A 24,575-nucleotide genomic window follows, 5' to 3' on the forward strand; every position below is an offset into this window, starting at 1 on the left:
TCAGGATGCCACCAGCGCATCGACCAGCCGGCCCGCGCCGTGTCGGAACGGATCAACCGTGGGGAGGCCCATCTGCTGCTCCACATTCTGGAGGTAGCGCACGGCCTCCTCCTCGCTCATATGCTGGGTGTTGACGGAGATACCGACGACCTTGCACTCCGGGTTGCCCACACGAGCCAGCTGGAGCGACAGGTCACGCAAATCCTCCAGGCTCGGCAGTTTGTAATCCGGCAGGCCGCGCATATGCGGGCGGGTCGGCTCATGGCAGAGCACCAGTGCGTCGGGCTGGCCGCCATGCACCAGCGCCAGCGTCACCCCCGAGTAGGAGATATGGAACAGGCTCCCCTGCCCTTCGATCATGTCCCAATGGTCCTCGTCGTTGTCCGGCGTCAGGTATTCCACCGAACCCGCCATGAAATCCGCGATCACGGCATCAAGGGGAACACCTTCGCCAGTGATGAGGATGCCGGTCTGCCCCGTTGCGCGGAAATCGGATTTCAGGCCGCGCTCCCGCATCTCCTTGTCCATGGCGAGGCAGGTATACATCTTGCCGACCGAGCAATCCGTGCCGACGGCCAGCATGCGCTTGCCGGAGCGCTTCTTGCCGTTGGCGATGGGATAGTCGACCACCGGAACGCGGACATCGTGAAGTTCCCGCCCGAAGCGTTCCGCGGCGGCAACCAGCAACGGCTCATCCCTGAGCAGGTTGTGCAGGCCGGAGGCAATGTCGAAGCCTTCTTCCAGAGCTTCCACCAACACCTTGATCCAGCTGTCGGAGATCACGCCGCCACGATTGGCCACACCGACGACCAGGGTCTTGCAGCCCGCGGCCTTCGCCTCCGCCAAGGTCATGTCGGGAAGTTTCATGTCCGCCTTGCAGCCCTCCATGCGGAACTGCGCCACGGCGAATTCAGGGCGCCAGTCGCGGATGCCCTGCGCCACCTTCGCCGCCAAGGGGTCGGGCGCGTCACCGAGAAAAAGGAGGTAGGGCGTCTTTATCATGGGGGAACCTCGGAGATTGAACACCGCCATGATGACGCGGCAACCCGCAGGCGCAACCCCCGATCAGACAGACATTTCCCTTAGCGGAAGCAGGCGAGGATGGCCGCATAATGCATCGCCGCCGCAGTCACCACAAACCCGTGCCAGATCGCCGTCTGAAAGCGCAGTTTCTCCCAAAGGAAGAAAATGACGCCGAAAGAATAGACCAGCCCGCCAGCCAGGATAAGAACCTGGGACATGAGAGGAATGCTCTGCATCACCGGCGCGGCGATCAGCAGTCCGCTCCAGCCCATGGAAAGGTAAAGAACCAGCGACAGCCACCCGTATCCGACGGGGAAAATCCACTTGATGGCAACTCCTGCGAAGGCCATCAGCCAGATCGCGCATAGCATCACCACGGCCGAGTAATGGCTCGCGCTCCGCTCAAGGAATGGCGTGTAAGTTGCTGCGATCAGAAGAAAAATCGACGAATGGTCAAAGCGACGCAGAACCAGCTTCACCGCTCCGACAGGCCAGAGGTTATAAGCCAGGGAAATGGAGAGCGCGGCCACGAGGATGGAGCCGTAAAGCGCAGCAGCCGCCCGCCCGCTCCACCCTGCACCGGAAGCGGAGACGATGAGAACGACCGTGCCAAGCAGCGCCAGAGCCACTCCGACGCCGTGCACGATACCATCTGCGATCAACTCGTCACGACCGGGCCGCGGACGCAATACGCCGCCGGACAGATCGGAGGGAGCGGGTTCCGTTATCTCTTGCATGAAGCGACTTTGCCAGTGATCGCGCCTGCTGCCAAGCGACGCTTGTGTGACAGAATATCAGCGCGTCGCGAGCAGGCGGGGAAACTCTATCGCAGGGCAGCGATCCTCTACCACATCGACCCCGCGGGCGCGGGCGAGAGCTGCCGCGCGAGGCGCGGTGACACCAAGCTGCATCCAGACAGTCCGGAGGTTGGGCAGCGCGACAAGGGCCTCCTCCACCACCGCGCCCGCCGCTTCCGAACGGCGGAAGATGTCGATCATGTCGATGGCAGCCGGGTCAGCGATGTCTGCGAGCCGGGCCACGACCGTCTCCCCCAGGATGGTTTCCCCCGCATGGCCCGGATTGACCGGTACGATCCGCCATCCGAGACTTTGAAGAAAGCGGGCAACTCCATGGCTGGGGCGCGCGGGGTTGGGTGACAGGCCGATGACGGCGACATTTCGCGTATCGCGAAGGATGCGGGTGAACAGGGCGGATTCGCTCTGGACCATGGCTGTGTCTCCAGAATAAAAAAGCGCCCAGTCACGAAGACCGGGCGCCAGTCGCGGAACGAGGGACAGTGAACCGAAGCACGGAGGTTCCGATTCCGCGCTTCTGATGGAGCAGATAGAGACCCTTTCCCGCTTTTAAAGGGGGGAGTCGCGAATCTGTGAACATATTCAGAACGAATGTTAATTTCCGGATGCGATGGATTGCTCCTCCGCTGTGGCGGTTTTGTCGAAATCTGTCGTCGCGGCGGCCCAGACCGTCATTTCATCCGCGCTGCGGAACAGATAAAGACGTCCGTCCCGGATGGCGAAAACATCCGGGTCGGCAGCGACTTTTCGGCCCCCGTTTTCCATTGCCTTGCTGCACCATCCGCCGAACTGCGGCGCATATGCACGGGGATCTGCCTCAAAAGCCACGAGATTTTCATGCGAGGCGAAGAGCCAGATCGCGCCCTTCCACTTCAGGGCGTATTGCGTCTTGCCCTTCGCGGGATGCGCGGCGCTGAAGTAGGAGACGGGATCCCGGCCCGCGAGCGCGATGCCACCAGGGGCAAAGACGCGGCGATTTGTCCCGGCGAGCGCGGGCAAACCCACCGACACTGCCGCCAACCCGCCCGCTCCCAGAAAGAACACTTCCCGGCGCCCCATCTGACCATCGGCCACGCGCTGAGTTCCGCGGCGGCGTGGAGGGCTGTGCGTCAAGGCGCCATGGGGGGCGAGCACCGTCATGGCGCGCTCCTTCAGTCGTTCAATCCTTCCCCACAGATGACATGGGCCAAGGCCGCGGAAAACCCGCGCTCCCGCAACCGTGATGGAGAGAGGCCTACTCGCCCGTATCTGTGCCCAACCGGCCACGGTGACCGGCAGCATAGAGCGCCACTGCGGCAGCATTGGACACGTTGAGGGAGCCGAACTCCCCCGCTGCGGCGATACGCACAAGCACGTCGCAGGTTTCGCGTGTCTTTTCGCGCAGCCCCGGGCCTTCGGCGCCAAGCACCAGCGCCACCGGCCGATCCCCGAGATCGGAGAGAGCGGCATCCAGAGCGACCGTCGCCTCCCCGGCGAGGCCGATGAGCGTGAAGCCCATGTTGCGCAGCGTCTCCATTCCGTCGGAGAGGTTGCGGATGCGCAGATAGGGCTGGCGTTCCAGTGCGCCGGACGCGCTTTTCGCAAGCGCACCCGTTTCCGGGGCGGAGTGTCGCTGGGTGCCGATGACAGCACGCGCCCCGAAAACCTCCGCGGATCGCAGGATCGCGCCCACGTTATGTGGATCCGTCACCTGATCGAGAAGCACGACAAGCGGTGCTCCCTCTCCCGAAATGGCGACATCCTCCAGCCGCCCCCAGTCGAGCGGCTTCACCTCAAGCGCGGCCCCCTGATGAACAGAGCCCGGATCAATCGGGACATCGAACTTTCTCGGGTCGGCGATCTCCGGCGTCATTCCGCTTTCGGCAATCGCATCGCCAAGCCGATCCGCAGCATTCTTGGTCACGACAAGCCGCAGACGCGTCCGCCGCGGATTAAGCAGGGCATCGCGCACGGCATGCAGCCCGAACAGCCAGACAGTTTCCGCAGCAGCGGCCCGTTTGGCACGCTCCTTATCAATGACCCAAGACGGTTTCTTCATGGCACGCCCCGCACAGACAACCGGTCGCAACCGGCGTTCAAAAAGCCCCCGGACCGTGTCCACGGCCTTATGACGAAAAGAGGGAGATATGCACATATCCCATGGCAGAGGCATGGTCCATGCCGCCTGTCGTGGAACCACCACTCCATTGATTTTCTGACGAAATTTATGGAAGTGGTGGGCGACCCTGGAATCGAACCAGGCATGGGTCTCCCCGGCGGAGTTACAGTCCGCTGCCGCACCTTGCAGCACGTCGCCCGACGCGAGGCGGGGATTACAGGAGCCCATGGATCCCGTCAAGGCAATTTTCCAGCCGACACCGACATTGTTTTGTCTGAATCGATAGCTCAAACCGTCATCGAATGTCGCAAATGAACAGCCCACCGTTCCTCGCGTGGCTTAAAGAGACGCGATGACACAGGATCGCACCTTTCTCGGCATTGCGCTGATGCTCGGCTTCTGCCTAACGGCACCCATGATCGACGTGGCCTCCAAGATCGCGTCGCAGGCGGTGCCGGTCGGACAGGTAACTGCCGCGCGCTTTGTCGTGCAGGCCGCGCTCATGGTGCCGGTGGTCATCTTGATGCGGGTGGAGTGGCGCATGTCACGCCGCGTGCTCGGTCTGACGTTCCTCCGCGCCGCCGTATCGATCCTCGCCACTTATGCCTTCATCGCCGCGGTGCAGGTCATGCCGTTGGCGGATGCGCTCGCCATCGCTTTCGTAGAGCCGTTCATCATCCTGCTGCTGGGTTGGGCGTTGTTCGGGGAAAGCGTCGGCCCACGCAGGATTGCCGCCTGCGCGGTCGGTTTCGCAGGAGCGCTGCTCGTCATCCGGCCGAGCTTTGTAACCTTCGGTCCGGTGGCCTTCTTTCCGCTCATGACGGCGGTCTTCTTTGCGCTCTACATTCTCATCACGAGAAGCCTTGCCCGCCAGCAGCACCCGGTGGCCATGCAGGCGCATACGGCGCTCGCGGCCTGCGTCTTGACGCTTCCGGTATTGCTGATGCCGCTGGACATTCCGGGCGTGCAGCTCGGGCTGGCATGGCCGCAGAGCGGGACGATCTGGCTGGCGCTCGCAGGCGTCGGCGCCGCCGCCACGGTCGCGCATATGTTGATGACCTATGCGCTGCGTTTCGCGGGGTCCACCACCCTCGCCCCTCTGCATTACTTCGAGATGATCGCGACGGTGTTCTTCGGCTACACGATCTTCGGCGATCTTCCCGATGCCATCAGTTGGGCCGGAATTGCCATCATCACCGCTTCGGGTCTTTACCTGGTGCATCGGGAACGTGTGGTTCAGCGGTCAGCAGCGCCGACAGTGCCGGCCGCAATACCTCTCGTGGAAGCAGCACCAGCATCCCTGGCCCCGTGAAGGACAGCCGCACGACTTCCGCAGCCGTGCGGTTCGAGGTGCCCACCCTGCCCGCCGGAGCAAAGTCGATACCGTCGATCGGCCAGACCAGCCCCTCGCTCTGCCCGCTGACCGGCGCGAGCGGATAGAGCGAAAATCGCGTCCCCACCGGCAGGTGCAGCGTCAGTGTGGAGGGCGCGCAGAATACCACATCCTCCTCGCCGATCAGCAGGACCGGCATGGGGGCGCGGGTGAGCACTGTCAGCGCGGCGAGGGCGTGATCCAGCCGCCCGCCGAGAAACCCCAGCCCGAGCACGAAGGGTGCTGCCAGACGCTGCAGGCATTTTTCGAAATCCGTGGTGTCCTGCTCCGCCACCTCCAGAACCGCATTTCCCATCGCCTCCCGGCCAGCGCGGCTCAGCGAGTCGAGATCCCCGATGACGAGTTCAGGGCGGACGCCAAGCGCCAGACCCCTGTCCGCGCCGCCGTCGGCGGCGACAACCACCGGCGCCAGCGACAGCGCCCTCTCCAGCAGGGACGGCGAAATATCGGCGCCGCCAAGCAAAGTGATGCCAGATGTTGCGGTAAGGACAGGTTCGGACATGGGCTCATGTTGACGGGCCACGCCCGGACTGGCAATCTCTCGCGTCAGATTGACCGGTCCGGTCGGCGGCGGCAAGCCGCATTCGGACGGGCGGAACAGCTTGACCGGGAACAGCTCCGGCCTGGCGGATATGGCGAAAAGAATGACAACGAGCGGCAAAACCCTTTCCGTCACCTACGGCGACTTCTCTTGCCTGATCCAAGGCTACGACGCACCGACGGCGGTTCTCGCGCAGGTGCTGGACGCTCTGCAGCGCGCCGCGGGAGAAAACCCGGCGCTCGGCACGCGGGTGGTGGGTCAGGCCGAAGTGGCAGCGCTGTCGGAAGCGTTTCCGCCCGCTGAAATTTCCGTTTCGCAAGGTGTCCTGCGGCTGACGGTATCCGAGGCGGCCGAGTCGGGTCACAGACCCGCTTACGGGCTGTCTGCCGAGGAAATCGCCGCAGTCGCGGAGCCCGATATCGGGGAAAGCGCGGAACCCGCCGCCCGGCTTGAACGCGATCTGAACGAGGATGTGAGCACGCCCCTTCTGCTTCTTGCGGCCCAGCGGGTGGACGTACCCACGCCGCCGCCACAAATGAGCTTGCCACCCCTGAAGCTCATGCCGCATGAGCTATCGGCCACAAAGTACCCCGCCATTTCAGCGGATCGGCTGAAAAGCGTGCTGGCGGAGCTTGCCCCGGCCAGTCTGACCGAACGGATGGAGGCGATCGCGGCCTATCTGATGGCGGTGGAGGGCTGGACGGATTTTACCCGCCCCGCGCTTCTGGATGCGCTGTCCAAATCGAGCACTGTGCCCTATCCCTTTGAGGAAGAGCTGAAATCCTTCGGCGTTCTCGTCCGCGAGGGGCGTTTCCGGCGGCTGGGAGAGGGCCGGTTCGCGGTTTCTGAGGATTCCGCATATTTCGACGACTCTCACAGCAGCGTCGCCTGATCCTGCCTTATTCCTCCGGCGCATCGGGATCGGCGCGACCGATCCCCCTGAATACCGCGCGGAACGGCAGCGCCCAGAGGATGCCCAAGCCGACATAGATCGCCAGCTCCACCCAGAACGGCTGGCGCCCGAAACGGGCATCCAGCCAGTTCATCAGCGTTACCACGACGGCGATATAGAGCGGCACACCCACAAGCAGGATGAGCAGCGACAACCGCCGCCGGGCCTTGTAGCCAAGCGCCATCAGTCCGCGAACGGATCGGTGACGAGGATCGTGTCGTCCCGCTCAGGGCTCGTCGACAGTAGCGCCACCGGGCACTGGATCAGCTCCTCGATGCGGCGGACGTATTTAACTGCCGCGGCCGGAAGCTCCGCCCAGGAGCGTGCACCTGCGGTGGACTCCTGCCAGCCCTCCAGCTCCTCATAAATCGGCGTCGCGCGGGATTGGAGCGCGGCGGCAGTCGGCAGATGGTCGTATTTCACGCCATCGACCTCGTAGCCCACGCAGATTTTCAGCGTGTCGAATCCGTCCAGGACGTCGAGCTTGGTCAGCGCGATGCCGTTGACGCCGGAAATCGCACAGGTCTGGCGGACCAGCACCGCATCGAACCAGCCGCAGCGGCGCTTGCGCCCGGTAACCGTCCCGAATTCATGGCCCCTTTCGCCCAGCCGCTGACCGATCTCATCTTCCAGTTCGGTCGGGAACGGGCCGGAGCCGACTCGCGTGGTATATGCCTTGGCGATTCCCAGCACGAAACCGATGGCAGAGGGGCCAAGCCCCGTCCCCGTCGCGGCCATCCCCGACATGGTGGTGGAGGACGTGACATAAGGATAGGTGCCGAAGTCGATATCCAGCAGCGACCCTTGCGCCCCTTCGAACAGGATGCGTTTGCCGGCACGGCGCTGTTCGTTGAGGATCTTCCACACCGGCTGCGCATAGGGCAGGAGCTTTGGCGCGATCTCCAGCAGCTTCGCCTTCAGCTCCGCCCGATCCACGGCAGGCGCGCCGAGCCCCTGACGCAGCGCGTCATGGTGGGCAAGCAGCCTGTCCAGCCGCGCGTCAAGCGTCTCCTCATCGCCGAGATCGGCCACGCGAATCGCGCGACGCCCTACCTTGTCCTCATAAGCCGGGCCGATTCCGCGCCCGGTGGTGCCGATCTTGGAGGCCCCTGCCGCTTCCTCGCGGATCTTGTCGAGATCCTGATGCAGAGGAAGGATCAGCGGCGTGTTTTCCGCGATCATCAGATTGTCAGTGGAAATCGCGACCCCCTGGCCGGAGAGCTTGTCGATCTCCGAAAAGAGCGCCCAAGGGTCCAGCACGACGCCGTTGCCGATCACGGCGAGCTTGCCCGGCCGGACGATCCCGGAGGGCAGCAGGGACAGCTTGAACACCTTCTCGCCGATCACGAGCGTATGGCCGGCATTGTGCCCCCCCTGAAAGCGCGCGATGATGTCCGCGCGCTCCGAGAGCCAATCCACGATTTTTCCCTTACCCTCGTCGCCCCATTGGGCGCCGACGACGACGACATTGGCCATTTCAAGACTCCGCCTCTGGTCGATGCGGGGAGTCCTTACCGCGACCGCGCGGGCAAAACCACGTGAAAATCGCACCGGGGTCGAACAGGGTGACTTGCGACCCGTTCGCCATGCCTCTAGATAGGCGCGGAACGAAAGGCCGGCTGCCCCATGGAAAACATCCTGCTCATCATCCACCTCCTGCTCGCGCTGGCGTTGATCGTCGTCGTGTTGCTCCAACGGTCGGAAGGCGGCGGCTTGGGCATGGGCAGCGGTGGCGGCGGCACCGGCGTGATGACCGGGCGGCAGGCGGCGAATGCGCTGACCCGGCTGACCTGGGGTTTCGCGGTCGCTTTCCTGTGCACCTCGGTCGCTCTGACCATTATCTCGGCGGAACGCTCGGGTGGTGGCTCGGTGCTGGACCGGCTTGGTTCGGATCTCACAGCTCCGCCCGCGGCGAACGAGCCTGCGCTTCCCGCGGATGGCGGCAGCCTCCTGCCCCCGTCAGTTGGTGGCGCCCCGGCAACCCCGCCCCGCGCAGACTGAGCAGACTGCCCGGCTAGCTGAACGGCCGGCTGAAAGATCGATACCGGCGGACGCCCCTACGCCCGCCATTTTTACGGCCACATCAACACAAGTTATCGGGGCTTCAGGAAGTCTTTCCGCAGGATATTGCGGACCGTTACGGTTTCCGCTATATCCCAAGTCCCGTGATGCCGCGATTCTTGCAAGAACCGCGGCAGATTCTCTTTGGAACTCACGGGAGCAGCTTCATGGCACGTTACGTCTTCATCACGGGCGGGGTGGTCTCCAGCCTGGGAAAAGGGCTCGCCTCGGCTGCCTTGGGGGCCCTGCTGCAGGCGCGCGGCTATTCGGTCCGCCTGCGCAAGCTGGACCCCTATCTGAACGTCGATCCGGGCACCATGTCGCCTTTCGAGCATGGCGAAGTGTTCGTCACCGATGACGGCGCCGAGACCGACCTCGACCTTGGCCATTATGAGCGGTTCACCGGCGTCTCTGCCCGCAAGACGGACAGCGTCTCCTCCGGCCGGATCTACTCCAACGTGCTGGAGAAAGAACGGCGCGGCGACTATCTCGGCAAGACGATCCAGGTGATCCCGCACGTCACCAATGAAATCAAGGACTTCCTTCGCGTAGGCGAAGATGAGGTCGACTTCATGCTCTGCGAGATCGGCGGCACCGTCGGCGATATCGAGGGACTGCCCTTCTTCGAGGCGATCCGCCAGTTTGCGCAGGAGCGGCCGCGCGGGCAGTGCATCTTCATGCATCTCACCCTCCTGCCCTACATCGCTGCCAGCGGCGAGCTGAAGACGAAACCCACCCAGCACTCCGTGAAGGAACTGCGCTCCATCGGCATCGCGCCCGACGTGCTGGTCTGCCGGTCGGAGAAGCCCATTCCGCAGAAGGAGCGTGAAAAGATCGCGCTCTTCTGCAACGTCCGGCCGGATGCGGTGATCGCGGCGCCCGACCTCAAGACCATCTACGAGGCGCCCCTGGCCTATCATCGTGAAGGGCTGGATCAGGCGGTGCTTGACGCTTTCCAGATTGCCCCCGCTCCGCGCCCCGATCTCTCCCGCTGGGAGGATGTCATGGACCGGCTGGAGAACGCCGAAGGCGAGGTGCGCATCGCCGTCGTCGGCAAATACACCCAACTTGAAGACGCTTACAAATCCATCGCAGAGGCACTGACGCACGGGGGCATGGCCAATCGCGTGCGGGTGAAGGCCGAGTGGGTGGACAGCGAGATTTTCGAGCGCGAGGATCCCGGTCCTTGGCTGGAGGATTTCCACGCAATCTGCGTGCCCGGCGGCTTTGGAGAGCGCGGAACGGAAGGCATGATCAACGCGGCCCGCTTCGCGCGGGAGCGGAAAATCCCTTATCTCGGCATCTGCCTCGGCATGCAGATGGCGGTGATCGAATCCGCCCGCAATCTTGCCCGGCTGAATGACGCCGGGTCGGAGGAGTTCGATCACGAGTCTGGCGAAAAACGTTTTACTCCCGTGGTTTACCACCTCAAGGAATGGGTGCAGGGCAACCATAGGGTCGAGCGCAAGCTGGGCGACGACAAGGGCGGCACGATGCGGCTCGGTGCCTACACCGCCGCGCTGAAGCCTGGATCCCGCGTTGCGGCGATCTACGGCGCGCCGGAGATCGAGGAACGCCACCGGCATCGCTACGAGGTGGACATCCGCTACCGCGACCAGCTCGAGGGGCATGGGCTGGTGTTCTCAGGCATGTCGCCCGATGGGCGCCTTCCCGAGATCGTGGAATATGAGAACCACCCCTGGTTCATCGGGGTTCAGTTCCACCCGGAACTGAAATCGAAACCTTTCGCGCCGCATCCGCTGTTCGCCGATTTCGTGCGAGCTGCGAAAGAGGTCGAACGTCTGGTCTGACCTTGCATCGGTGCGCATTGAGAGGCCGCCCGCGAGCCTCTCAATGCAATGCCGGAGCGAGATCGAAAGCCGCCCGAAAACGGACATGGCTGCCTTCTGGCTTGCCCGACGCGCCAGAGCGGTTAGATTTCGCTCAACCAGACACATCGGAGCGCGCCATGATCCGTCACATCCTCCTTCCCGCCTTTCTGCTCACGCTTGCGGGTTGTGGGCCGCTGATCAACGGCGGAGCGGACCCTGATCGCCTGAACTGTCTTGGGGAAGGAGCGGAAGCCCGCTGCCAGACCGTGTGGGACCGCGATCTGGGTGCCAGCTATCCTGCGGGGCGCTCGCAGCGCGGTTCCTATACATCCGCGCCCATCGTCACCGTTTCCCCGGAAACCGCAGCCAGCAGCGTGCCGGTGGTCCGGGACCGGTCCGGCGTGGCGGCGATCAGCCTGCCTGCTGCCTGCCTCATCGGGGACCGCGCCTATCCGCAGGGGTCGCAAGCGATTCGGGAGGTGACCGGGCAGTATCGCGGCATCGGCTTCATCAACCCTCAGCCGTTGAACGGGCAGAGCAAGCAGGAGATCTGCACCTGCTCCATGGCGGAGCGCGCCGGCCCCTACTGGGCCTGCATCTGATCTCGCGCCGCAGGATGTGATTCGCGAATACGCAGCACCGACCCTATATCGACCCATATGCTCCAGGATCTCATCCGCCTTTTCACAGGCGCCACCGATCGACACTCCTTCGCCACGGACGATGTGCGTCTTGCGCTGACAGCCCTGCTTGTCCGCGTCGCGCGGGTTGACGGCACCTATTCCGGCGAAGAGAGCGATCGCATCGCCCGGATCGTCGGCACCCGCTTCGCCCTTGGCCCGTTTGAGGCGGCCTCCCTGCTGCGCGAGGCCGAGGAACTGGAGAAGGTCGCTCCCGATACCGTGCGTTTTACCCGAGTCATCAAGGATGCCGTCGCCTACGAAGAGCGCGAGGGGGTGATGGAAGCGCTGTGGGACGTGGCGCTTGCCGACGGGATACGGAACCAGGAGGAGAATGCGATGCTCCGGCTCACCGCAAACCTGCTGGGCGTCAATGATCGCGACAGTGCGCTGGCGCGGCAACGGGTCGAAAGCCGCCGCGCCTGACCGATATTGCACAACTGAAGGGCAAGACCTGACGGATTGCCTTCATTTTATGCGACCAATCGCCCCTGACGCGCAGGACTCATTGCATTCCATCGGGAAAATCGTCCAACTATCGACCAAGCAACAGGACGACGACCCCCCGTGAGCATCGCGACACCACCCGTCATCGAAATCATCAATCTCCACAAATCCTATGGCAACCTCGAGGTGCTGAAGGGCGTGAGCCTCACCGCGCCGCGAGGGCACGTGGTTTCGCTCATCGGCTCCTCCGGATCGGGGAAGTCCACGCTGCTGCGCTGTGCCAACCTGCTGGAAGACAGTCAGGACGGGGAGATCCTGTTCGAGCGGGAAGCCGTCATGTGGCATGGCGAGGGGCAGCACCGCCGCCCGGCATCCCGCACGCAGGTGCTCCGGATTCGCACGAACCTGTCGATGGTATTCCAGCAGTTCAACCTGTGGTCCCATATGACGGTGCTGCAGAACGTCATGGAAGCGCCCGTCACCGTGCTTGGACAGCCCCGGGAGGAGGTGGAGGCGCGTGCCCGCCAGCTTCTCGACAAGGTGGGAATCGGGGACAAGGCCGACCGCTATCCGTCGCAGCTTTCAGGCGGGCAGCAGCAGCGCGCGGCCATCGCGCGGGCGTTGTGCATGGAACCGAAGGCCCTCCTTTTCGATGAGCCTACCTCCGCGCTGGACCCGGAGCTGGAGCAGGAGGTGATTCGCGTCATCAAGGCTCTGGCCGATGAAGGGCGCACGATGATCATCGTGACCCATGACATGCGGATGGCGGCCGATGTCTCCGATCATGTCGTCTTCCTCCATCAGGGACGAATAGAGGAAGAGGGATCGCCGGATATGCTTTTTGGCGCACCGCGAAGCGAGCGGTTGCGCCAGTTTCTTCGCGCTGGTGGTGAATAACATCCGGCAAGCCCATAAGATAACAGGGAGTTCTGACATGAAGAAAATCGCGATGACCGCCGCCGTTCTGGCGACGATGGCCGGTTCCGCATTCGCGCAGCAAGTGGTGCGGATCGGAACGGAGGGCGCATATGCTCCCTACAATTTCATCAACGACAGTGGCAAGCTCGACGGATATGAGGTCGAACTCGGCGGCGAACTCTGCAAGAGGCTCAGCCTGACCTGCGAATTCGTGCAGAACGACTGGGACACGATCATGGCGAACCTCAACTCGGGGAACTACGACCTGATCATGGCCGGCATGTCGATCACCGAGGAGCGGAAGAAGGACCGTCTGTTCACGCAGAACTACACCCCGCCCACCGTGTCTCTCTACGTCGCCGCCTCCGATGATGTCGATGTGACCAAGGGGATCGTTGCCGCCCAGACCGCAACCATCCAGGCGCAGCACGTGGCCGAATCCGGCGCGACACTTGTCGAGTTCGCGACGCCTGACGAAACCGTATCCGCCGTGCGCAACGGCGAGGCTGATGCCGTTCTCGCCGATCTGGATTACCTCCAACCGATCGTGGACCAGTCGAATGGGGAGCTGGTCATCGTTGATCGCGTGCAGCTTGGCGAAGGTGTCGGCGCGGCATTCCGCATGTCCGATGCGGCGCTCCGCGATCGTTTTGACGGCGTAATCGGAGAGATGAAACAGGACGGCACCATCAACAAGCTCATTGTGAAATGGTTTGGCGAGGACGCCGTCGTTTATTGATGCCAGCGGGGATCGGGGCATGTCCCCGGTCCTCTCCCCTCCCGGATAGTCCGAGCCGCCGATGTTCAGCTTCTGTACCGATCCTGCCACACTCGACGGTTTTCAATGGTATGCGTGCTACCTGACATCGGGTAAGCACCTGCTGTTCTACCGCTCCTTTTTGGTGGTGATCGCCCTTCTTCTCATCACCGCGCCGCTGGCGCTGGCGCTCGGTTTCGCCGGAGCGGTCGCCGCGCGCTCGCATTTCGCGCCGGTAAGCCTCATCGGTAAGGGCTACAGCGCCATGGTGCGCGGGGTGCCGGATATTGTGTTCTTCCTCTTCGTGCCGCTGATGATCGACCAGGGGCTGGAGTGGATGCGGCACAAGGTCAAATGCCCCGACTGGACCGAACCCGTGCGGCGTGGGTCGGATTTCGTCGTCTGTCCAGAGGCGAAGCTGCCGCTCGCCTCCTCGCCGCCATGGATCCATGAGACCTATGGGTTCACGCTTGCCGTGGTTGCCTTCGCCATCGTCTTCGGGGCCTTCGCGGCCAATGTGATCTATGGCGCGATGAATTCCGTTCCCAAGGCACAACTTGAGACGGGCGAGGCCTACGGGATGAGCCAGGGCCAGATCTTCCGCCGCATCCTCGTCCCGCAGATGTGGACTTACGCAATTCCCGGACTGTCCAACCTGTGGATGATTCTCATCAAGGCGACACCGCTCCTGTTCCTGCTGGGCGTGCAGGACATCGTCTACTGGGCACGCGAACTGGGCGCCTCCAAGACCTCGCATTTCGACTATCCGCATGGTGACTGGCGGCTGTGGTACTTCCTCGTCCTGCTCGCCTGGTATCTCCTGCTGACCTGGGTGAGCGAAAGGGTTCTTGCCCGGTACACGCGCAGGCTCGCCACGGGGCAGGCTACGCTCGCGGGTGAACAGATCAGGAGAGCGGCATGACCTGCGGCGAGGCGCTTCACCTCTATGGCCTCCGCGCGCTCGGTATCGGGGAGCGGCGGCTCCCCACCGGAGAGATCGGGCTTTGCGAGCAGGTGGTCCTCATCGGCTCCGGCCTGCTGTGGAACATCTATTTTGCCGCGCTCGCCCTGCTCATCGGGTTCTTCCTGGCGACCGGTCTCGCGCTTGCCAAGGCCAGCCCGCGGCGATGGCTGTCGAAACCGGCCGATCTCTTCATCTTCCTGTTCCGCGGGTCTCCGCTCTTCATCCAGTTCTTCTTTGCCTACGAGTTGTTCATGCTGCTGCCGAAGGTGGGGGTGGACATCCCGCTCGGCTTCACCACGCTTACGGTTGAGACCCGCTGGCTCACGCGGGCGTGGTTGGGCGCCTTGGTGGTGCTGTGTCTGAACACGGCGGCCTATTCGGGGCAGATCTTCTACGGCGCCCTGATGGCGGTTCCCAAAGGCGATATCGAGGCGGCGGATGCCTATGGCTTCTCCAGCCGCCAGAAATTCACGCGCATCGTGTGGCCAACCATGCTGCGCCTTGCCTGGCCCGCCTACACGAATGAGGCGATCTTCCTGCTCCACGCCACGACGCTCGTCTTCTTCTCCGCCTTTCCGGCATGGCAGCAATCGGGCGACAGCCTCTATTATGCCAGCTATTTCGTATCGAGAACCTTCAACCCTTTCGTGGCCTATCCGCTGGTCGGGCTTTATTTCATCCTGCTGACCCTGCTGGTGATCGGACTTTTCGGGCTGGTGAACCGGCGGCTCAACCGGCATGTTCCACAGACGGCGCGGCGAAAACTCCGTTTCAAGCCGCAATACGTCAGGTAAAGAATGCACGATTGGCTGCGCGAACACCCCGAAGTCAGAACCATCCGCGTAGCGGCGGCAGACCTCAACGGACAGGCGCGGGGCAAGCGCATTCCTCGCCGCTTCGCCGACCGTATCGCCGAGGACGGGACGCGCTTTCCCCTCTCGGTCCTTTCACTGGATGTCTGGGGCGAAGATATCGAGGACAGCCCGCTCGTCTTTGACGAAGGCGATCCTGATGGCGTTCTACTGCCGACCGACCGCGGCTTCATGCCGATGCCATGGCTGGAAGCACCGACCGCCCTCCTGCCGCTTTGGATGTTCCGCGAGGACGGCCGGCCCTACGACGGTGACCCCCGCCATGCGCTGGCCTCCGTGCTGAAGCGCTATGCGGCAGACGGGCTGCGCCCCGTCGTGGCGACGGAGCTGGAATTCTACCTCATTGACGATTCCGGCAAGCGTCCGCAGATGCCGAAATCGCCGCGTTCGGGCAAGCGGCGGATCGGGGCGGAGACGCTTGCCCTGCGCGCGCTGGATGCCTTCGACCGCTTCTTCACCGATCTCTATGATGCCTGTGAGGAGATGGACATTCCCGCCGACACCGCGATTTCGGAAGCGGGTCTGGGTCAGTTCGAGATCAACCTCATGCATCAGTCCGACGCGCTGAAGGCCGCGGACGACACATGGCTCTTCAAGCTGCTGGTGAAGGGTCTCGCCCGGCGACACGGTTTCGCGGCGAGCTTCATGGCCAAGCCTTATGAGGATTATGCGGGCAACGGGATGCACATGCATTTCTCCGTGCTCGACCGGCAGGGGCGCAACATCTTTGACAACGGCGGGCCGGAGGGCACTGCTGCTCTGAAAAGCGCTGTCGCCGGGTGCCTTGCCGCGCTGCATGATTCGACGCTCGTGTTTGCGCCCCATGCCAACAGCTTCGACCGTCTGGTTCCGGGTGCGCATGCGCCGACGGCGATCACCTGGGCCTATGAGAACCGGACCACCGCGATCCGCATTCCCTCCGGAAAACCGGTCGCACGGCGGATCGAGCACCGCGTGGCGGGTGGTGACGTGAACCCCTACCTGATGATCGCGGGGGTCCTCGGCTCGGCGCTCATCGGTATCGAGGATGGGATGACACCGCCGCCGCCCCTCCTTGGCAACGCCTATGACAGCGCATCGCCCCGTCTCCCGACATCGTGGGAGGAGGCGATCGACGATTTCGAGGCCTCTCCGCTGGTCGCGCGGATCTTTCCGCAGGAACTGATCCGAAACTATGTGCTGACCAAGCGGCAGGAGGTGCGCTACATGGCGGAACTCGGCCCCGATGAACAGATGGACCTGTATCTCGACACCGTGTGAGCCGCTTGCCGACGGCGGCAGGCAGGGATAGCCTTGGGCGATTGCATTGAGGACTCCCATGCTCATCGGCATCCTGCAGACCGGCGACGCGCCCGACGTCATTCAGCCCGCCTCCGGCAACTATCCTGACATGTTCGAGCGTCTGCTCGCCGGCCGGGGGTTCGACTTCCGAACCTGGCGCGTACTGGACATGCAGTTTCCGACCTCTCCCCATGACGCAGACGGCTGGATCATCACCGGCTCCCGCTTCGGTGTATATGAGGAGCATCCTTTCATCCCGCCCCTGGAAACCTTCATCCGCGCAGTGAAGGAGGCGCATGTGCCGATGGTGGGCATCTGCTTCGGGCATCAGATCATTGCGCAGGCGCTTGGCGGACGGGTGGAGAAGTTCTCCGGCGGCTGGTCGGTCGGCCCGCAGGACTACGACTTCGGCGACAGGACGGTCACCCTCAACGCCTGGCATCAGGATCAGGTGGTCGAACGGCCGGTGGGAGCGCAGGTGGTCGCCTCCTCCGGCTTCTGCGACAATGCCGCGCTGGCCTATGGCGACGATATCCTTACCGTGCAGGCGCATCCGGAGTTCGACGGGACGGTGACGCAGGGCCTGATCGACCATCGGAGCGGCAGCGTGCCAGGCGACAGGGTTGCCGCCGCCCTCTCCCGTCTGGCGGATAGCGCCGATACGAAACGTGGCTCCGCCCTGCTCGCCGACCGGATCGCCGATTTTCTTACTCAGAGGGCCCATGTCTGACTGGACCGAAAAGCTCCCCGAAGCCGCGCAACGCTATATCCAGGGCCGTCGTGTCGACGAAGTAGAGTGCATCGTCTCCGACATTGCTGGCGTCGCACGCGGCAAGGCAATGCCTGCGTTCAAATTCGCCAAGCAGACATCCTTCTTCCTGCCGAATTCGATCTTTCTCCAGACGATCACCGGGGATTGGGCAGACAACCCGACAGGCGCCTTCACCGAGCCCGACATGATCATGGCGCCGGATTTCTCCACCGCTACCGCGGCGCCATGGACGGCGGATGTCACGCTTCAGGTGATCCATGATGCCATCGACCAGACGGGACAGCCGGTGGCCGCAGCGCCGCGCAACGTCCTGAAACGCGTCCTGCATCTCTACAAGCAAAAGGGATGGACGCCGATCGTCGCGCCGGAGATGGAATTCTTCCTCGTGGCGCGCAACATCGACCCGAACATGCCGGTGCAGCCGCCGATGGGCCGGTCGGGCCGCCGGGCCGCAGCCAAGCAGGCCTATTCCATGTCGGCGGTTGATGAATACGGCCCCGTCATCGACGATATCTATGATTTCGCCGAAGCACAGGGCTTTGAGATCGACGGCATCCTGCAGGAAGGCGGCGCCGGTCAGGTGGAGATCAACCTCGCCCATGGCGACCCGGTTCGGCTGGCAGACGAGATCTTCTACTTCAAGCGCCTGATCCGCGAAGCCGCGCTCCGCCACGACTGTTTTGCAACCTTCATGGCCAAGCCCATCGAGGGAGAGCCGGGTTCCGCCATGCATATCCACCATTCGGTGGTGGATACCGCGACGGGACAGAACATCTTTTCCGATGCAAAGGGCGCTGAGACGCAGGCATTCCTGCATTTCATCGCCGGGATGCAGAACCATCTGCCTGCAGTTATCGCCCTGCTGGCACCCTATGTGAACAGCTACCGGCGCTATGTCCCGGATTTCGCGGCACCCATCAACCTCGAATGGGGGCGTGACAACCGGACAACGGGGTTGCGCGTGCCGATCTCCGAACCCTCGGGACGGCGGATCGAAAACCGGCTCGCGGGTATGGACTGCAATCCGTATCTCGGGCTCGCCGCATCGCTTGCCTGCGGCTATCTGGGCCTGCTGGAAGAGAAGATGCCGCGCCCCGAATGCCTGGGTGATGCCTATATGTCTGCGGACGAACTCCCCTACAACCTCGGCGATGCGCTCGACCTCTTCGCAGAGGACGAGGGTGTGAGGGAGGTTCTGGGTACCGGCTTCTGCTCCGTCTACGATTCTGTAAAACGGAACGAATACAAGGAGTTCCTGCAAGTCATCAGCCCGTGGGAGCGGGAGCACCTGCTGCTCAACGTATGAACCTTCTAACCGCCAACGATCGTCAGGGGTCGTTTCCTGCCAGCTATTACGCGGCGACCGCCACCGATCGGGCACCCGCGCCCCCGCTTCGTGGGTCGCTCCGTGCCGATGTCTGCGTGGTGGGTGGGGGCTATACCGGGCTGTCTGCGGCGCTGCATCTCGCGGAGCGAGGCTATTCCGTGGTGCTGCTGGAGGCGCATCGCGCAGGTTTCGGCGCTTCGGGGCGAAACGGCGGACAGGTCGGCTCCGGTCAGCGGCTGGAACAGGACGAGCTTGAACGGCGCATGGGCCGGGACGATGCCCACCGGCTCTGGGCTATTGCGGAGGAGGCGAAGGCGCTAGTCCGCGACCTCATCACCCGTCATGCGATGCCCGTCCCTTTCCGACCCGGGGTGGCGCATGCCTGTCGCACGGAAGCCGAGGTCCGCCACTCCCATGCCATGGCGGAGAAGTTGGCCCGCGAATATGGCTACGATCAGGTAGAACCGCTGGACAAGGCGGGCATCCGGGGGCTGATCGGCTCCGACGATTATGTCGGCGGCGACATCGACCGTGGCGCGGGCCATATCCACCCGTTGAACTTCGCCATCGGTCTGGCGCAGGCCGCGCAGGCTGCGGGCGTTACCTTCCATGAGAATACTCTCGTCACCGGCATAACCCGGGGGCAGACGACGCAGGTCATGACGGCGAAAGGCAGCGTTACAGCCGATCACGTCATTCTCGCGTGCAATGGCTATCTCGGCGATCTGGTGCCGGAGGTCGCGGCGCGGGTCATGCCGATCAACAATTTCATCATTGCGACAGAACCGCTGGGCGCCGGGGCGCGCGATCTTCTGGCCGAAGCCGTCGCCGTTGCGGATACCCGTTTCGTAGTGAACTACTGGCGGCTGTCGGAGGACAACCGGCTGTTGTTCGGTGGAGGCGAGAGCTTCGGCTATCGCTTTCCCGATGTGATCGCTACAGTGCGGAAACCCATGCTGAAGGTTTATCCGCAACTGCGCGACGTGCGGATCGACTATGCCTGGGGCGGAACGCTGGCGATCACGATGACGCGCCTGCCCTGCTTTCTCCGGCTCGGACCGAGCCTGCTCTCAGCCTCGGGGTATTCCGGGCATGGCGTCGCGATGGCGACGCTCGCCGGGCGGATCATGGCGGAGGCGGTGGCCGGACAGGCGGAACGGTTCGACCTGATGGGGCGGCTGCCCACGCCGCGCTTTCCCGGTGGCGCGGCCGCGCGCCATCCGCTCCTCGTTCTGGCGATGACGTGGTATGGCCTGCGCGACCGGCTGGGACTTTGAGCCGCTGTTGAAGAAATGTGGCGCAAGGACTAGCTTTCAGACGAGCCAAGGAAAGGACCGTATGATGCGTGACGATGTACCGAACAGCTGGGAAGCCCGGGCAGAGGAATACAGCCTTTACGGTTTCACTGATCTGCCCTCCGTTCATAAACGGGGCACGGTCGTCCTTACCCATGGCGAGGGGCCTTATATCGTCGACACCCATGGCAAACGATATCTCGACGCCAATTCGGGCCTGTGGAACATGGTGGCGGGCTTCGACCATGCTGGGTTGATTGCCGCGGGACAGGAGCAGTTCGCCCGCTTTCCCGGTTACCACGCCTTCTTCGGTCGCATGTCGGACCAGACGGTCATGCTCTCGGAACGCCTGGTCGAGGTCTCCCCCTTCCCGCGCGGCAAGGTGTTCTACACCAACTCCGGATCGGAGGCGAACGACACGATGGTCAAGATGCTCTGGTTCCTCGCCCAGTCCGAGGGCAAGCCGGAGCGGCGCAAGATCCTGACGCGGGTAAACGCCTATCATGGCGTGACAGTAGTCTCCGCCTCCATGACCGGAAAACCTTACAACTCCGTCTTCGGATTGCCGCTGCCGGGTTTTCTTCATCTCTCCTGCCCGCATTACTGGCGTTTCGGGGAGCAGGACGAGACGGAGGAACAGTTCACCCAACGGATGGCGAAGGAGCTGGAGGATACGATCCTTGCCGAAGGGCCGGACACGATCGCGGGGTTCTTTGCCGAACCGGTTCAGGGCGCGGGCGGGGTGATTCCCCCCTCCAAAGGGTATTTCCAGGCGGTACAGCCGATCCTGAAGAAATACGGCATCCCTCTCATCTCCGATGAGGTGATCTGCGGCTTCGGCCGGACGGGGAACACCTGGGGCTGCGAAACCTACGACTTCGTGCCAGATGCCATCATCTCCTCCAAAGCGCTGACGGCGGGATACTTCCCCATGGGCGCGATCATCCTCGGACCGGAACTCGCTGATCGCATGCAGGCCGCCTCCGAAGCGATCGAGGAGTTCCCGCATGGCTTCACCGCTTCAGGCCACCCTGTCGGCTGTGCGGTGGCCCTGAAAGCCATCGACATCATCATGAACGAAGGACTGGCGGAGCGGGCCCGCGCATTGACACCTCGCTTCGAGGCAGGCCTGGCGCGGCTGGCAGAGAATCCGAACATCGGCGAGTGGCGGGGCAAGGGCCTTATGGGTGCCCTGGAAGCCGTGAAAGACAAGGCAACCAAGACGCCGTTCGACGGCAAACTCTCGGTTTCCGAGCGGATCGCCAATACCTGCACCGATCACGGGCTGATCTGTCGGCCACTGGGACAGTCCATCGTTCTCTGCCCTCCATTCATCATCACGGAGGGTCAGATGGACGAGATGTTCGAGAAACTGGAAGCCGCGTTGAAACAGGTGTTTGCGGAGGTCGCCTGACAGGCGGGAGCAGTCCGCCCGGATCGGGCGGGCTGCCAGGATTCACTTCCGGCCCGAAAGCCGCTCCTGCAACTCGGCAAGCTGGCGCTTGATATCCGCCAGCTCGGAAGACGTCGAAGCCGGCTCCTCCTCCTTGGTCGAGGGCGGCGCCCAGCCCCGCATCAGCGTCTTCAGAAACGCCTGCTGCTGACGCTGCATCGCCTCGAACCCGGGCATGGCCGACATCGGATTGGGATAGGTGGTCAACCCTTCCATCATCCGACTCGGTCCCTCACGCAACATGTCGAAGGACATGGCGAGGAACTGCGGTACCACGCTCTGCGCCTGAGTCGTATAGCTGCGGACCAGATCCGTCAGGACCGTCAGGGGCAGGACATTCTCGCCCCGGCTCTCATGCTCGGCGATGATCTGGAGCAGATACTGGCGCGTGAGGTCATCCCCGGACTTCAGGTCAACGATCTTCACTTCACGCCCGTCACGGATGAACCGCGCGATATCCTCCAGCGTCACGTAATCGCTGGTTTCGGTATTATAAAGCCTGCGGCTCGCATACCGCTTGATCAGCAGCGGCTTGTCGTTCTCTGCCACCTTCCATCCCCCCGTCACTTGCTACAGGGAATCTAGGCCAGAGATTTCCAAAAAGAAACCTGCCTCGTTCCTCCTGTAACGAAAAAGGACGGGCCATGGCCCGTCCCCCAATCAAACCTCAAATCCGGTCAGGATTTGACAGCCGTCGGCGCGGCTTTGGAAGCGCGGGCGGCCGCAGCTGTAGCTTCGCTCGTCGCTTTTTTCACAGCAGCGGTAGCGTCTTCCGAGATATCCTTGCCAGCAGCAAGCATCAGTTCGACAGTTTCCATCTGCACCTTCTTCGCCACCTCGGCAAAGGCAGCCAGATTTTCCGCTGCCATTTCCGCGGAAGAAGAAGCGAACTCGGACAGCGCCTTGGAGTAATCACCCGGCTCTTCCTTCACGCGAGCGAGCTCACCGACCTTCGCGATCGATTCCTTCGTCCAACGGCTGGAAATTTCCGTCGATTTCTCTGCAGCTTCGAGCACGACTTTCGTCATCCGCTCACCCAGAGCGGCTTGGGTCTTGAATGCTTCTTGGAACGCATGAGCGTCCACCGGAAATGCCGACATCATATCCTGCACCATTTTGGTGAAATCCTGAGTTTTAGCCATCTTTCCCTCCACAACTACAATATCGCGTACTGACCCCAAGGTATGTTCTGCACTGCGGCATTTCAAGATTTTTTTGCTGCGGTGCAGAAAATTTATAAGTCAGCTAAATTGAACAATTATTCGCCCGCAGACCCCTTGGTGCGCACATATTCCCCCGGCGCATCGCCAAGCACCGGATGGTTGCCCGTCCCCGGCAAGCGGGCACTTACGTCGCTTCCTGCCCGCTGACGAAGCCAGCCCTCCCAGCTCGGCCACCAGCTGCCCTGGCGGCGCTGCGCGGAGGAGCGCCACGCTTCTGACGCACCTTCCGGTGTGGCCCCAAGGTAATGACCGTACTTGTCCTTGCCGGGTGGGTTAATGACCCCGGCGACATGGCCCGATTCCGCGAGCACGAAGGTCTTGTCTGGGCTTCCCATTTGGGAGACCCCCGCAAAGCTCGCCTTCCATGCGGCGATATGATCGGCTTCACATGCCACCGCGCAAAGCGGCACAGTAACATCGGAAAGCGTCAAGTCTTCACCGCACAGGCGAATGCCCTCCTTCGCGAAGCGGTTCTCCTGACAGAGCCAGCGCAGGTACTCGGTCGCCATGCGGGCAGGCAGATTTGTCGAGTCACCGTTCCAGTACAGCAAATCGAATGCCGGCGGCGCTTCGCCCATCATGTAGCTGCGGATTGCCGGACCATAGACCAGATCGTTTGCGCGCAGATAGGAAAAGGTCTTGGCCATGAAATAGGCGGCCAGATATCCCTTCGCATAGGCCTGCCGTTCTATGGCGTCAACAAAGTCATCGGAAAGAAACGCCGTGAACTCACCCTGATCGGAGAAATCCGTGAGCGTTGTCAGAAAAGAGGCTGACTTCACCGGATTCAGGCCCCGCTTGCGAAGCAATGCCAATGTCAGCGCCAAGGTCGTGCCAGCGATACAATAACCGACCGCATTTACCTGCTCTTCGCCGGTGATATCGCGCACGGTTTCGATCGCCGTCAGAAATCCCTCTTCGATGTAAGTATCAAGCCCGGCATCCGCGAGCGACTCGTCCGGGTTGACCCAGCTTACGACGAAAACCGTATACCCCTGCCCCACCACCCACCGGATGAAGGAGTTCTGGGGCTTGAGATCGAGAATGTAGTACTTGTTGATCCACGGCGGAAAGATGATGAGCGGCAGCTGCTTCACCGTCTCCGTCTTTGGCGAATACTGGATGAGCTCGAAAAGCCGGTTGCGGAAGACGATAGAACCCTCGGTGGTGGCAAGATTCTCGCCGACCTGAAACGCCTGCCGGTCAGCCAGGGTTACGAGGAGTTCTCCATCGTTCGCCTCCAGATCGGCGACGAGGTTTTCCATGCCCCTGACGATCGACTCACCATCCGTCGCAACCGCACGTTCGAGCGCATCGGGATTGGTCCCGAAGAAGTTCGTGGGCGACAACATGTCGAGCATCTGGCGGGTAAAGAAATCAACTCTGCGTCGCTCTTTTTCGTCAAGCTGCATGTCGGCCACGGCCTGATGCGCCGCTTCCACCGAAATCAGATATTGCTGCTTCACGTAATTGAAGAACGGATGGCTGTCCCAGAGCGGGTTGGCGAAGCGCCGGTCGCGCGGTCCGCGATCATCAGGCGGCGTGAGGCGACCGGTGGTAAGAGCCTGCTGCGCATCCATGTAGTGGCGGACAGCCTTGCCCCAGTAGCCAATCTGATGCTCGAGGATACGACCGGGATTTTGCATCATCTCAGCCATGTAGCCGGTGGCGGCCTTCATGAAGATGTCGCCTCCCGGCCCGGCGAGGCCGGCATCCACGGGCTTGCGCCGGGCGAGAGCCGCGATCATTCGCTGGCGAAGCTCCTCCACCCGCGCCAGACTTTCATTCATGCGTTCGAGATGGTCCGCCGGCGACGGCTCCGGCGCGGGTTCCGTTACGTCACCCTCATCCGGCGACTTGTCCATACGCGA

General features: G+C 62.8%; 26 protein-coding genes and 1 tRNA gene. 15 read left to right on the top strand and 12 right to left on the bottom strand.

The features are described from left to right. From dgcN to CN97_RS02345, 6 genes are all read right to left on the bottom strand, one after another. Nucleotides 1-1,002 (bottom strand): N-acetyltransferase DgcN, encoded by a 1,002-nt coding sequence (dgcN, locus tag CN97_RS02320; protein WP_035706401.1) that lies wholly within the window; start codon nucleotides 1,000-1,002, stop codon nucleotides 1-3. An 80-nt stretch (nucleotides 1,003-1,082) separates the two neighbouring features. Next, a complete protein-coding gene (trhA, locus tag CN97_RS02325; RefSeq protein ID WP_035706402.1) occupies nucleotides 1,083-1,760 on the bottom strand; it encodes a PAQR family membrane homeostasis protein TrhA in 678 nt (225 codons plus the stop codon). A 57-nt stretch (nucleotides 1,761-1,817) separates the two neighbouring features. After that, nucleotides 1,818-2,252, bottom strand: a complete 435-nt coding sequence (locus CN97_RS02330) for a CoA-binding protein (protein WP_035706404.1) — start codon at nucleotides 2,250-2,252, stop codon at nucleotides 1,818-1,820. 180 nt (nucleotides 2,253-2,432) lie between these two features. Further along, nucleotides 2,433-2,978 carry a YHS domain-containing (seleno)protein gene (locus CN97_RS02335; protein ID WP_051910905.1) on the bottom strand — a complete coding sequence of 182 codons (546 nt, stop codon included), beginning with the start codon at nucleotides 2,976-2,978 and terminating at the stop codon, nucleotides 2,433-2,435. 94 nt (nucleotides 2,979-3,072) lie between these two features. Beyond that, nucleotides 3,073-3,876, bottom strand: a complete 804-nt coding sequence (gene rlmB, locus CN97_RS02340; RefSeq protein WP_035707006.1) for a 23S rRNA (guanosine(2251)-2'-O)-methyltransferase RlmB — start codon at nucleotides 3,874-3,876, stop codon at nucleotides 3,073-3,075. 175 nt (nucleotides 3,877-4,051) lie between these two features. Further along, nucleotides 4,052-4,135: transfer RNA gene (locus CN97_RS02345), tRNA-Tyr, on the bottom strand. Between the two features lie 153 nt (nucleotides 4,136-4,288). Here CN97_RS02345 and CN97_RS02350 point away from each other — a divergent pair. Then, entirely contained in the window at nucleotides 4,289-5,248 is a 960-nt protein-coding gene (locus CN97_RS02350; RefSeq protein WP_035706407.1) for a DMT family transporter, read from the top strand. On the opposite strand, the gene CN97_RS20095 is transcribed toward CN97_RS02350, so the two are convergent. Next, nucleotides 5,130-5,990: a thiamine diphosphokinase gene (locus CN97_RS20095; protein ID WP_242685170.1), complete on the bottom strand. Its 861-nt coding sequence runs from the start codon at nucleotides 5,988-5,990 to the stop codon at nucleotides 5,130-5,132. The two genes, CN97_RS02350 and CN97_RS20095, sit on opposite strands and share 119 nt — an antisense overlap. Here CN97_RS20095 and CN97_RS02355 point away from each other — a divergent pair. Further along, complete coding sequence (locus CN97_RS02355; protein ID WP_131389503.1) at nucleotides 5,974-6,762, top strand: hypothetical protein; 789 nt, start codon at nucleotides 5,974-5,976, stop codon at nucleotides 6,760-6,762. The genes CN97_RS20095 and CN97_RS02355 overlap by 17 nt on opposite strands. A gap of 7 nt (nucleotides 6,763-6,769) precedes the next feature. Here the strand turns inward: CN97_RS02355 and CN97_RS02360 are convergent, their stop codons facing one another. Both CN97_RS02360 and CN97_RS02365 read right to left on the bottom strand, forming a co-directional pair. Beyond that, entirely contained in the window at nucleotides 6,770-7,006 is a 237-nt protein-coding gene (locus tag CN97_RS02360; protein ID WP_035706413.1) for a DUF2842 domain-containing protein, read from the bottom strand. Continuing rightward, on the bottom strand, nucleotides 7,006-8,298 hold the full coding sequence (locus CN97_RS02365; protein WP_035706416.1) for an adenylosuccinate synthase: 1,293 nt from the start codon (nucleotides 8,296-8,298) through the stop codon (nucleotides 7,006-7,008). The genes CN97_RS02360 and CN97_RS02365 overlap by 1 nt, the downstream gene beginning before the upstream one ends. 150 nt (nucleotides 8,299-8,448) lie before the next feature. On the opposite strand from CN97_RS02365, the gene secG reads away from it, so the two are divergent. The 13 genes from secG to CN97_RS02430 all read left to right on the top strand — a co-directional run bounded on the left by secG (nucleotide 8,449) and on the right by CN97_RS02430 (nucleotide 21,442). After that, nucleotides 8,449-8,823 (top strand): preprotein translocase subunit SecG, encoded by a 375-nt coding sequence (gene secG, locus CN97_RS02370; RefSeq protein WP_035706419.1) that lies wholly within the window; start codon nucleotides 8,449-8,451, stop codon nucleotides 8,821-8,823. 227 nt (nucleotides 8,824-9,050) lie between these two features. Then, nucleotides 9,051-10,694: a CTP synthase gene (locus CN97_RS02375; RefSeq protein ID WP_035706422.1), complete on the top strand. Its 1,644-nt coding sequence runs from the start codon at nucleotides 9,051-9,053 to the stop codon at nucleotides 10,692-10,694. 158 nt (nucleotides 10,695-10,852) lie between these two features. Next, a complete protein-coding gene (locus CN97_RS02380) occupies nucleotides 10,853-11,317 on the top strand; it encodes a hypothetical protein (RefSeq protein ID WP_035706425.1) in 465 nt (154 codons plus the stop codon). 57 nt (nucleotides 11,318-11,374) lie between these two features. Then, on the top strand, nucleotides 11,375-11,821 hold the full coding sequence (locus tag CN97_RS02385; RefSeq protein WP_035706428.1) for a tellurite resistance TerB family protein: 447 nt from the start codon (nucleotides 11,375-11,377) through the stop codon (nucleotides 11,819-11,821). A 147-nt stretch (nucleotides 11,822-11,968) separates the two neighbouring features. Further along, entirely contained in the window at nucleotides 11,969-12,739 is a 771-nt protein-coding gene (locus CN97_RS02390; RefSeq protein WP_165496698.1) for an ABC transporter ATP-binding protein, read from the top strand. Between the two features lie 37 nt (nucleotides 12,740-12,776). After that, the gene (locus tag CN97_RS02395) at nucleotides 12,777-13,499 is read left to right on the top strand and encodes a transporter substrate-binding domain-containing protein (protein WP_035706431.1); all 723 of its coding nucleotides are present in this window, start codon (nucleotides 12,777-12,779) and stop codon (nucleotides 13,497-13,499) included. Between the two features lie 61 nt (nucleotides 13,500-13,560). Continuing rightward, nucleotides 13,561-14,439 carry an ABC transporter permease gene (locus CN97_RS02400; protein WP_035706432.1) on the top strand — a complete coding sequence of 293 codons (879 nt, stop codon included), beginning with the start codon at nucleotides 13,561-13,563 and terminating at the stop codon, nucleotides 14,437-14,439. Next, nucleotides 14,436-15,275 (top strand): ABC transporter permease, encoded by an 840-nt coding sequence (locus CN97_RS02405; RefSeq protein WP_035706433.1) that lies wholly within the window; start codon nucleotides 14,436-14,438, stop codon nucleotides 15,273-15,275. The genes CN97_RS02400 and CN97_RS02405 overlap by 4 nt, the downstream gene beginning before the upstream one ends. A 3-nt stretch (nucleotides 15,276-15,278) precedes the next feature. Continuing rightward, the gene (locus tag CN97_RS02410; RefSeq protein WP_035706434.1) at nucleotides 15,279-16,613 is read left to right on the top strand and encodes a glutamine synthetase family protein; all 1,335 of its coding nucleotides are present in this window, start codon (nucleotides 15,279-15,281) and stop codon (nucleotides 16,611-16,613) included. A 58-nt stretch (nucleotides 16,614-16,671) separates the two neighbouring features. Further along, nucleotides 16,672-17,364 (top strand): type 1 glutamine amidotransferase, encoded by a 693-nt coding sequence (locus tag CN97_RS02415; RefSeq protein WP_035706437.1) that lies wholly within the window; start codon nucleotides 16,672-16,674, stop codon nucleotides 17,362-17,364. Continuing rightward, on the top strand, nucleotides 17,357-18,712 hold the full coding sequence (locus CN97_RS02420; protein WP_035706440.1) for a glutamine synthetase family protein: 1,356 nt from the start codon (nucleotides 17,357-17,359) through the stop codon (nucleotides 18,710-18,712). Before CN97_RS02415 ends, CN97_RS02420 begins: the two co-directional genes overlap by 8 nt. Then, entirely contained in the window at nucleotides 18,709-20,010 is a 1,302-nt protein-coding gene (locus CN97_RS02425; RefSeq protein ID WP_035706442.1) for an NAD(P)/FAD-dependent oxidoreductase, read from the top strand. The genes CN97_RS02420 and CN97_RS02425 overlap by 4 nt, the downstream gene beginning before the upstream one ends. 64 nt (nucleotides 20,011-20,074) lie before the next feature. Next, complete coding sequence (locus CN97_RS02430) at nucleotides 20,075-21,442, top strand: aminotransferase (protein ID WP_035707009.1); 1,368 nt, start codon at nucleotides 20,075-20,077, stop codon at nucleotides 21,440-21,442. A 42-nt stretch (nucleotides 21,443-21,484) separates the two neighbouring features. On the opposite strand, the gene phaR is transcribed toward CN97_RS02430, so the two are convergent. From phaR to CN97_RS02445, 3 genes are all read right to left on the bottom strand, one after another. Further along, nucleotides 21,485-22,030: a polyhydroxyalkanoate synthesis repressor PhaR gene (gene phaR, locus CN97_RS02435; protein WP_035707011.1), complete on the bottom strand. Its 546-nt coding sequence runs from the start codon at nucleotides 22,028-22,030 to the stop codon at nucleotides 21,485-21,487. A 128-nt stretch (nucleotides 22,031-22,158) separates the two neighbouring features. Next, nucleotides 22,159-22,623 carry a phasin family protein gene (locus CN97_RS02440; protein WP_035706445.1) on the bottom strand — a complete coding sequence of 155 codons (465 nt, stop codon included), beginning with the start codon at nucleotides 22,621-22,623 and terminating at the stop codon, nucleotides 22,159-22,161. A 116-nt stretch (nucleotides 22,624-22,739) separates the two neighbouring features. Next, nucleotides 22,740-24,569 carry a PHA/PHB synthase family protein gene (locus CN97_RS02445; RefSeq protein WP_084683947.1) on the bottom strand — a complete coding sequence of 610 codons (1,830 nt, stop codon included), beginning with the start codon at nucleotides 24,567-24,569 and terminating at the stop codon, nucleotides 22,740-22,742. Nucleotides 24,570-24,575 lie beyond the last annotated feature (6 nt).

The sequence above is a fragment of the Haematobacter massiliensis genome, assembly GCF_000740795.1.
GTDB lineage: Bacteria > Pseudomonadota > Alphaproteobacteria > Rhodobacterales > Rhodobacteraceae > Haematobacter > Haematobacter massiliensis.

What these genes read in the sequence shown, in the direction of transcription:
- CN97_RS02355 (WP_131389503.1), top strand. Translation starts at nt 5,974, where the DNA reads ATGACAACGAGCGGCAAAACCCTTTCCGTCACCTACGGCGACTTCTCT.
- CN97_RS02335 (WP_051910905.1), bottom strand. Translation starts at nt 2,978, where the DNA reads ATGACGGTGCTCGCCCCCCATGGCGCCTTGACGCACAGCCCTCCACGC.
- CN97_RS02425 (WP_035706442.1), top strand. Translation starts at nt 18,709, where the DNA reads ATGAACCTTCTAACCGCCAACGATCGTCAGGGGTCGTTTCCTGCCAGC.
- CN97_RS02350 (WP_035706407.1), top strand. Translation starts at nt 4,289, where the DNA reads ATGACACAGGATCGCACCTTTCTCGGCATTGCGCTGATGCTCGGCTTC.
- CN97_RS02365 (WP_035706416.1), bottom strand. Translation starts at nt 8,298, where the DNA reads ATGGCCAATGTCGTCGTCGTCGGCGCCCAATGGGGCGACGAGGGTAAG.
- CN97_RS02410 (WP_035706434.1), top strand. Translation starts at nt 15,279, where the DNA reads ATGCACGATTGGCTGCGCGAACACCCCGAAGTCAGAACCATCCGCGTA.
- CN97_RS02445 (WP_084683947.1), bottom strand. Translation starts at nt 24,569, where the DNA reads ATGGACAAGTCGCCGGATGAGGGTGACGTAACGGAACCCGCGCCGGAG.
- CN97_RS02440 (WP_035706445.1), bottom strand. Translation starts at nt 22,623, where the DNA reads ATGGCTAAAACTCAGGATTTCACCAAAATGGTGCAGGATATGATGTCG.
- CN97_RS02400 (WP_035706432.1), top strand. Translation starts at nt 13,561, where the DNA reads ATGTTCAGCTTCTGTACCGATCCTGCCACACTCGACGGTTTTCAATGG.
- CN97_RS02405 (WP_035706433.1), top strand. Translation starts at nt 14,436, where the DNA reads ATGACCTGCGGCGAGGCGCTTCACCTCTATGGCCTCCGCGCGCTCGGT.
- CN97_RS02375 (WP_035706422.1), top strand. Translation starts at nt 9,051, where the DNA reads ATGGCACGTTACGTCTTCATCACGGGCGGGGTGGTCTCCAGCCTGGGA.
- rlmB (WP_035707006.1), bottom strand. Translation starts at nt 3,876, where the DNA reads ATGAAGAAACCGTCTTGGGTCATTGATAAGGAGCGTGCCAAACGGGCC.
- CN97_RS02430 (WP_035707009.1), top strand. Translation starts at nt 20,075, where the DNA reads ATGCGTGACGATGTACCGAACAGCTGGGAAGCCCGGGCAGAGGAATAC.
- CN97_RS02330 (WP_035706404.1), bottom strand. Translation starts at nt 2,252, where the DNA reads ATGGTCCAGAGCGAATCCGCCCTGTTCACCCGCATCCTTCGCGATACG.
- CN97_RS02415 (WP_035706437.1), top strand. Translation starts at nt 16,672, where the DNA reads ATGCTCATCGGCATCCTGCAGACCGGCGACGCGCCCGACGTCATTCAG.
- trhA (WP_035706402.1), bottom strand. Translation starts at nt 1,760, where the DNA reads ATGCAAGAGATAACGGAACCCGCTCCCTCCGATCTGTCCGGCGGCGTA.
- dgcN (WP_035706401.1), bottom strand. Translation starts at nt 1,002, where the DNA reads ATGATAAAGACGCCCTACCTCCTTTTTCTCGGTGACGCGCCCGACCCC.
- CN97_RS02385 (WP_035706428.1), top strand. Translation starts at nt 11,375, where the DNA reads ATGCTCCAGGATCTCATCCGCCTTTTCACAGGCGCCACCGATCGACAC.
- CN97_RS02380 (WP_035706425.1), top strand. Translation starts at nt 10,853, where the DNA reads ATGATCCGTCACATCCTCCTTCCCGCCTTTCTGCTCACGCTTGCGGGT.
- CN97_RS02395 (WP_035706431.1), top strand. Translation starts at nt 12,777, where the DNA reads ATGAAGAAAATCGCGATGACCGCCGCCGTTCTGGCGACGATGGCCGGT.
- CN97_RS02360 (WP_035706413.1), bottom strand. Translation starts at nt 7,006, where the DNA reads ATGGCGCTTGGCTACAAGGCCCGGCGGCGGTTGTCGCTGCTCATCCTG.
- secG (WP_035706419.1), top strand. Translation starts at nt 8,449, where the DNA reads ATGGAAAACATCCTGCTCATCATCCACCTCCTGCTCGCGCTGGCGTTG.
- CN97_RS02420 (WP_035706440.1), top strand. Translation starts at nt 17,357, where the DNA reads ATGTCTGACTGGACCGAAAAGCTCCCCGAAGCCGCGCAACGCTATATC.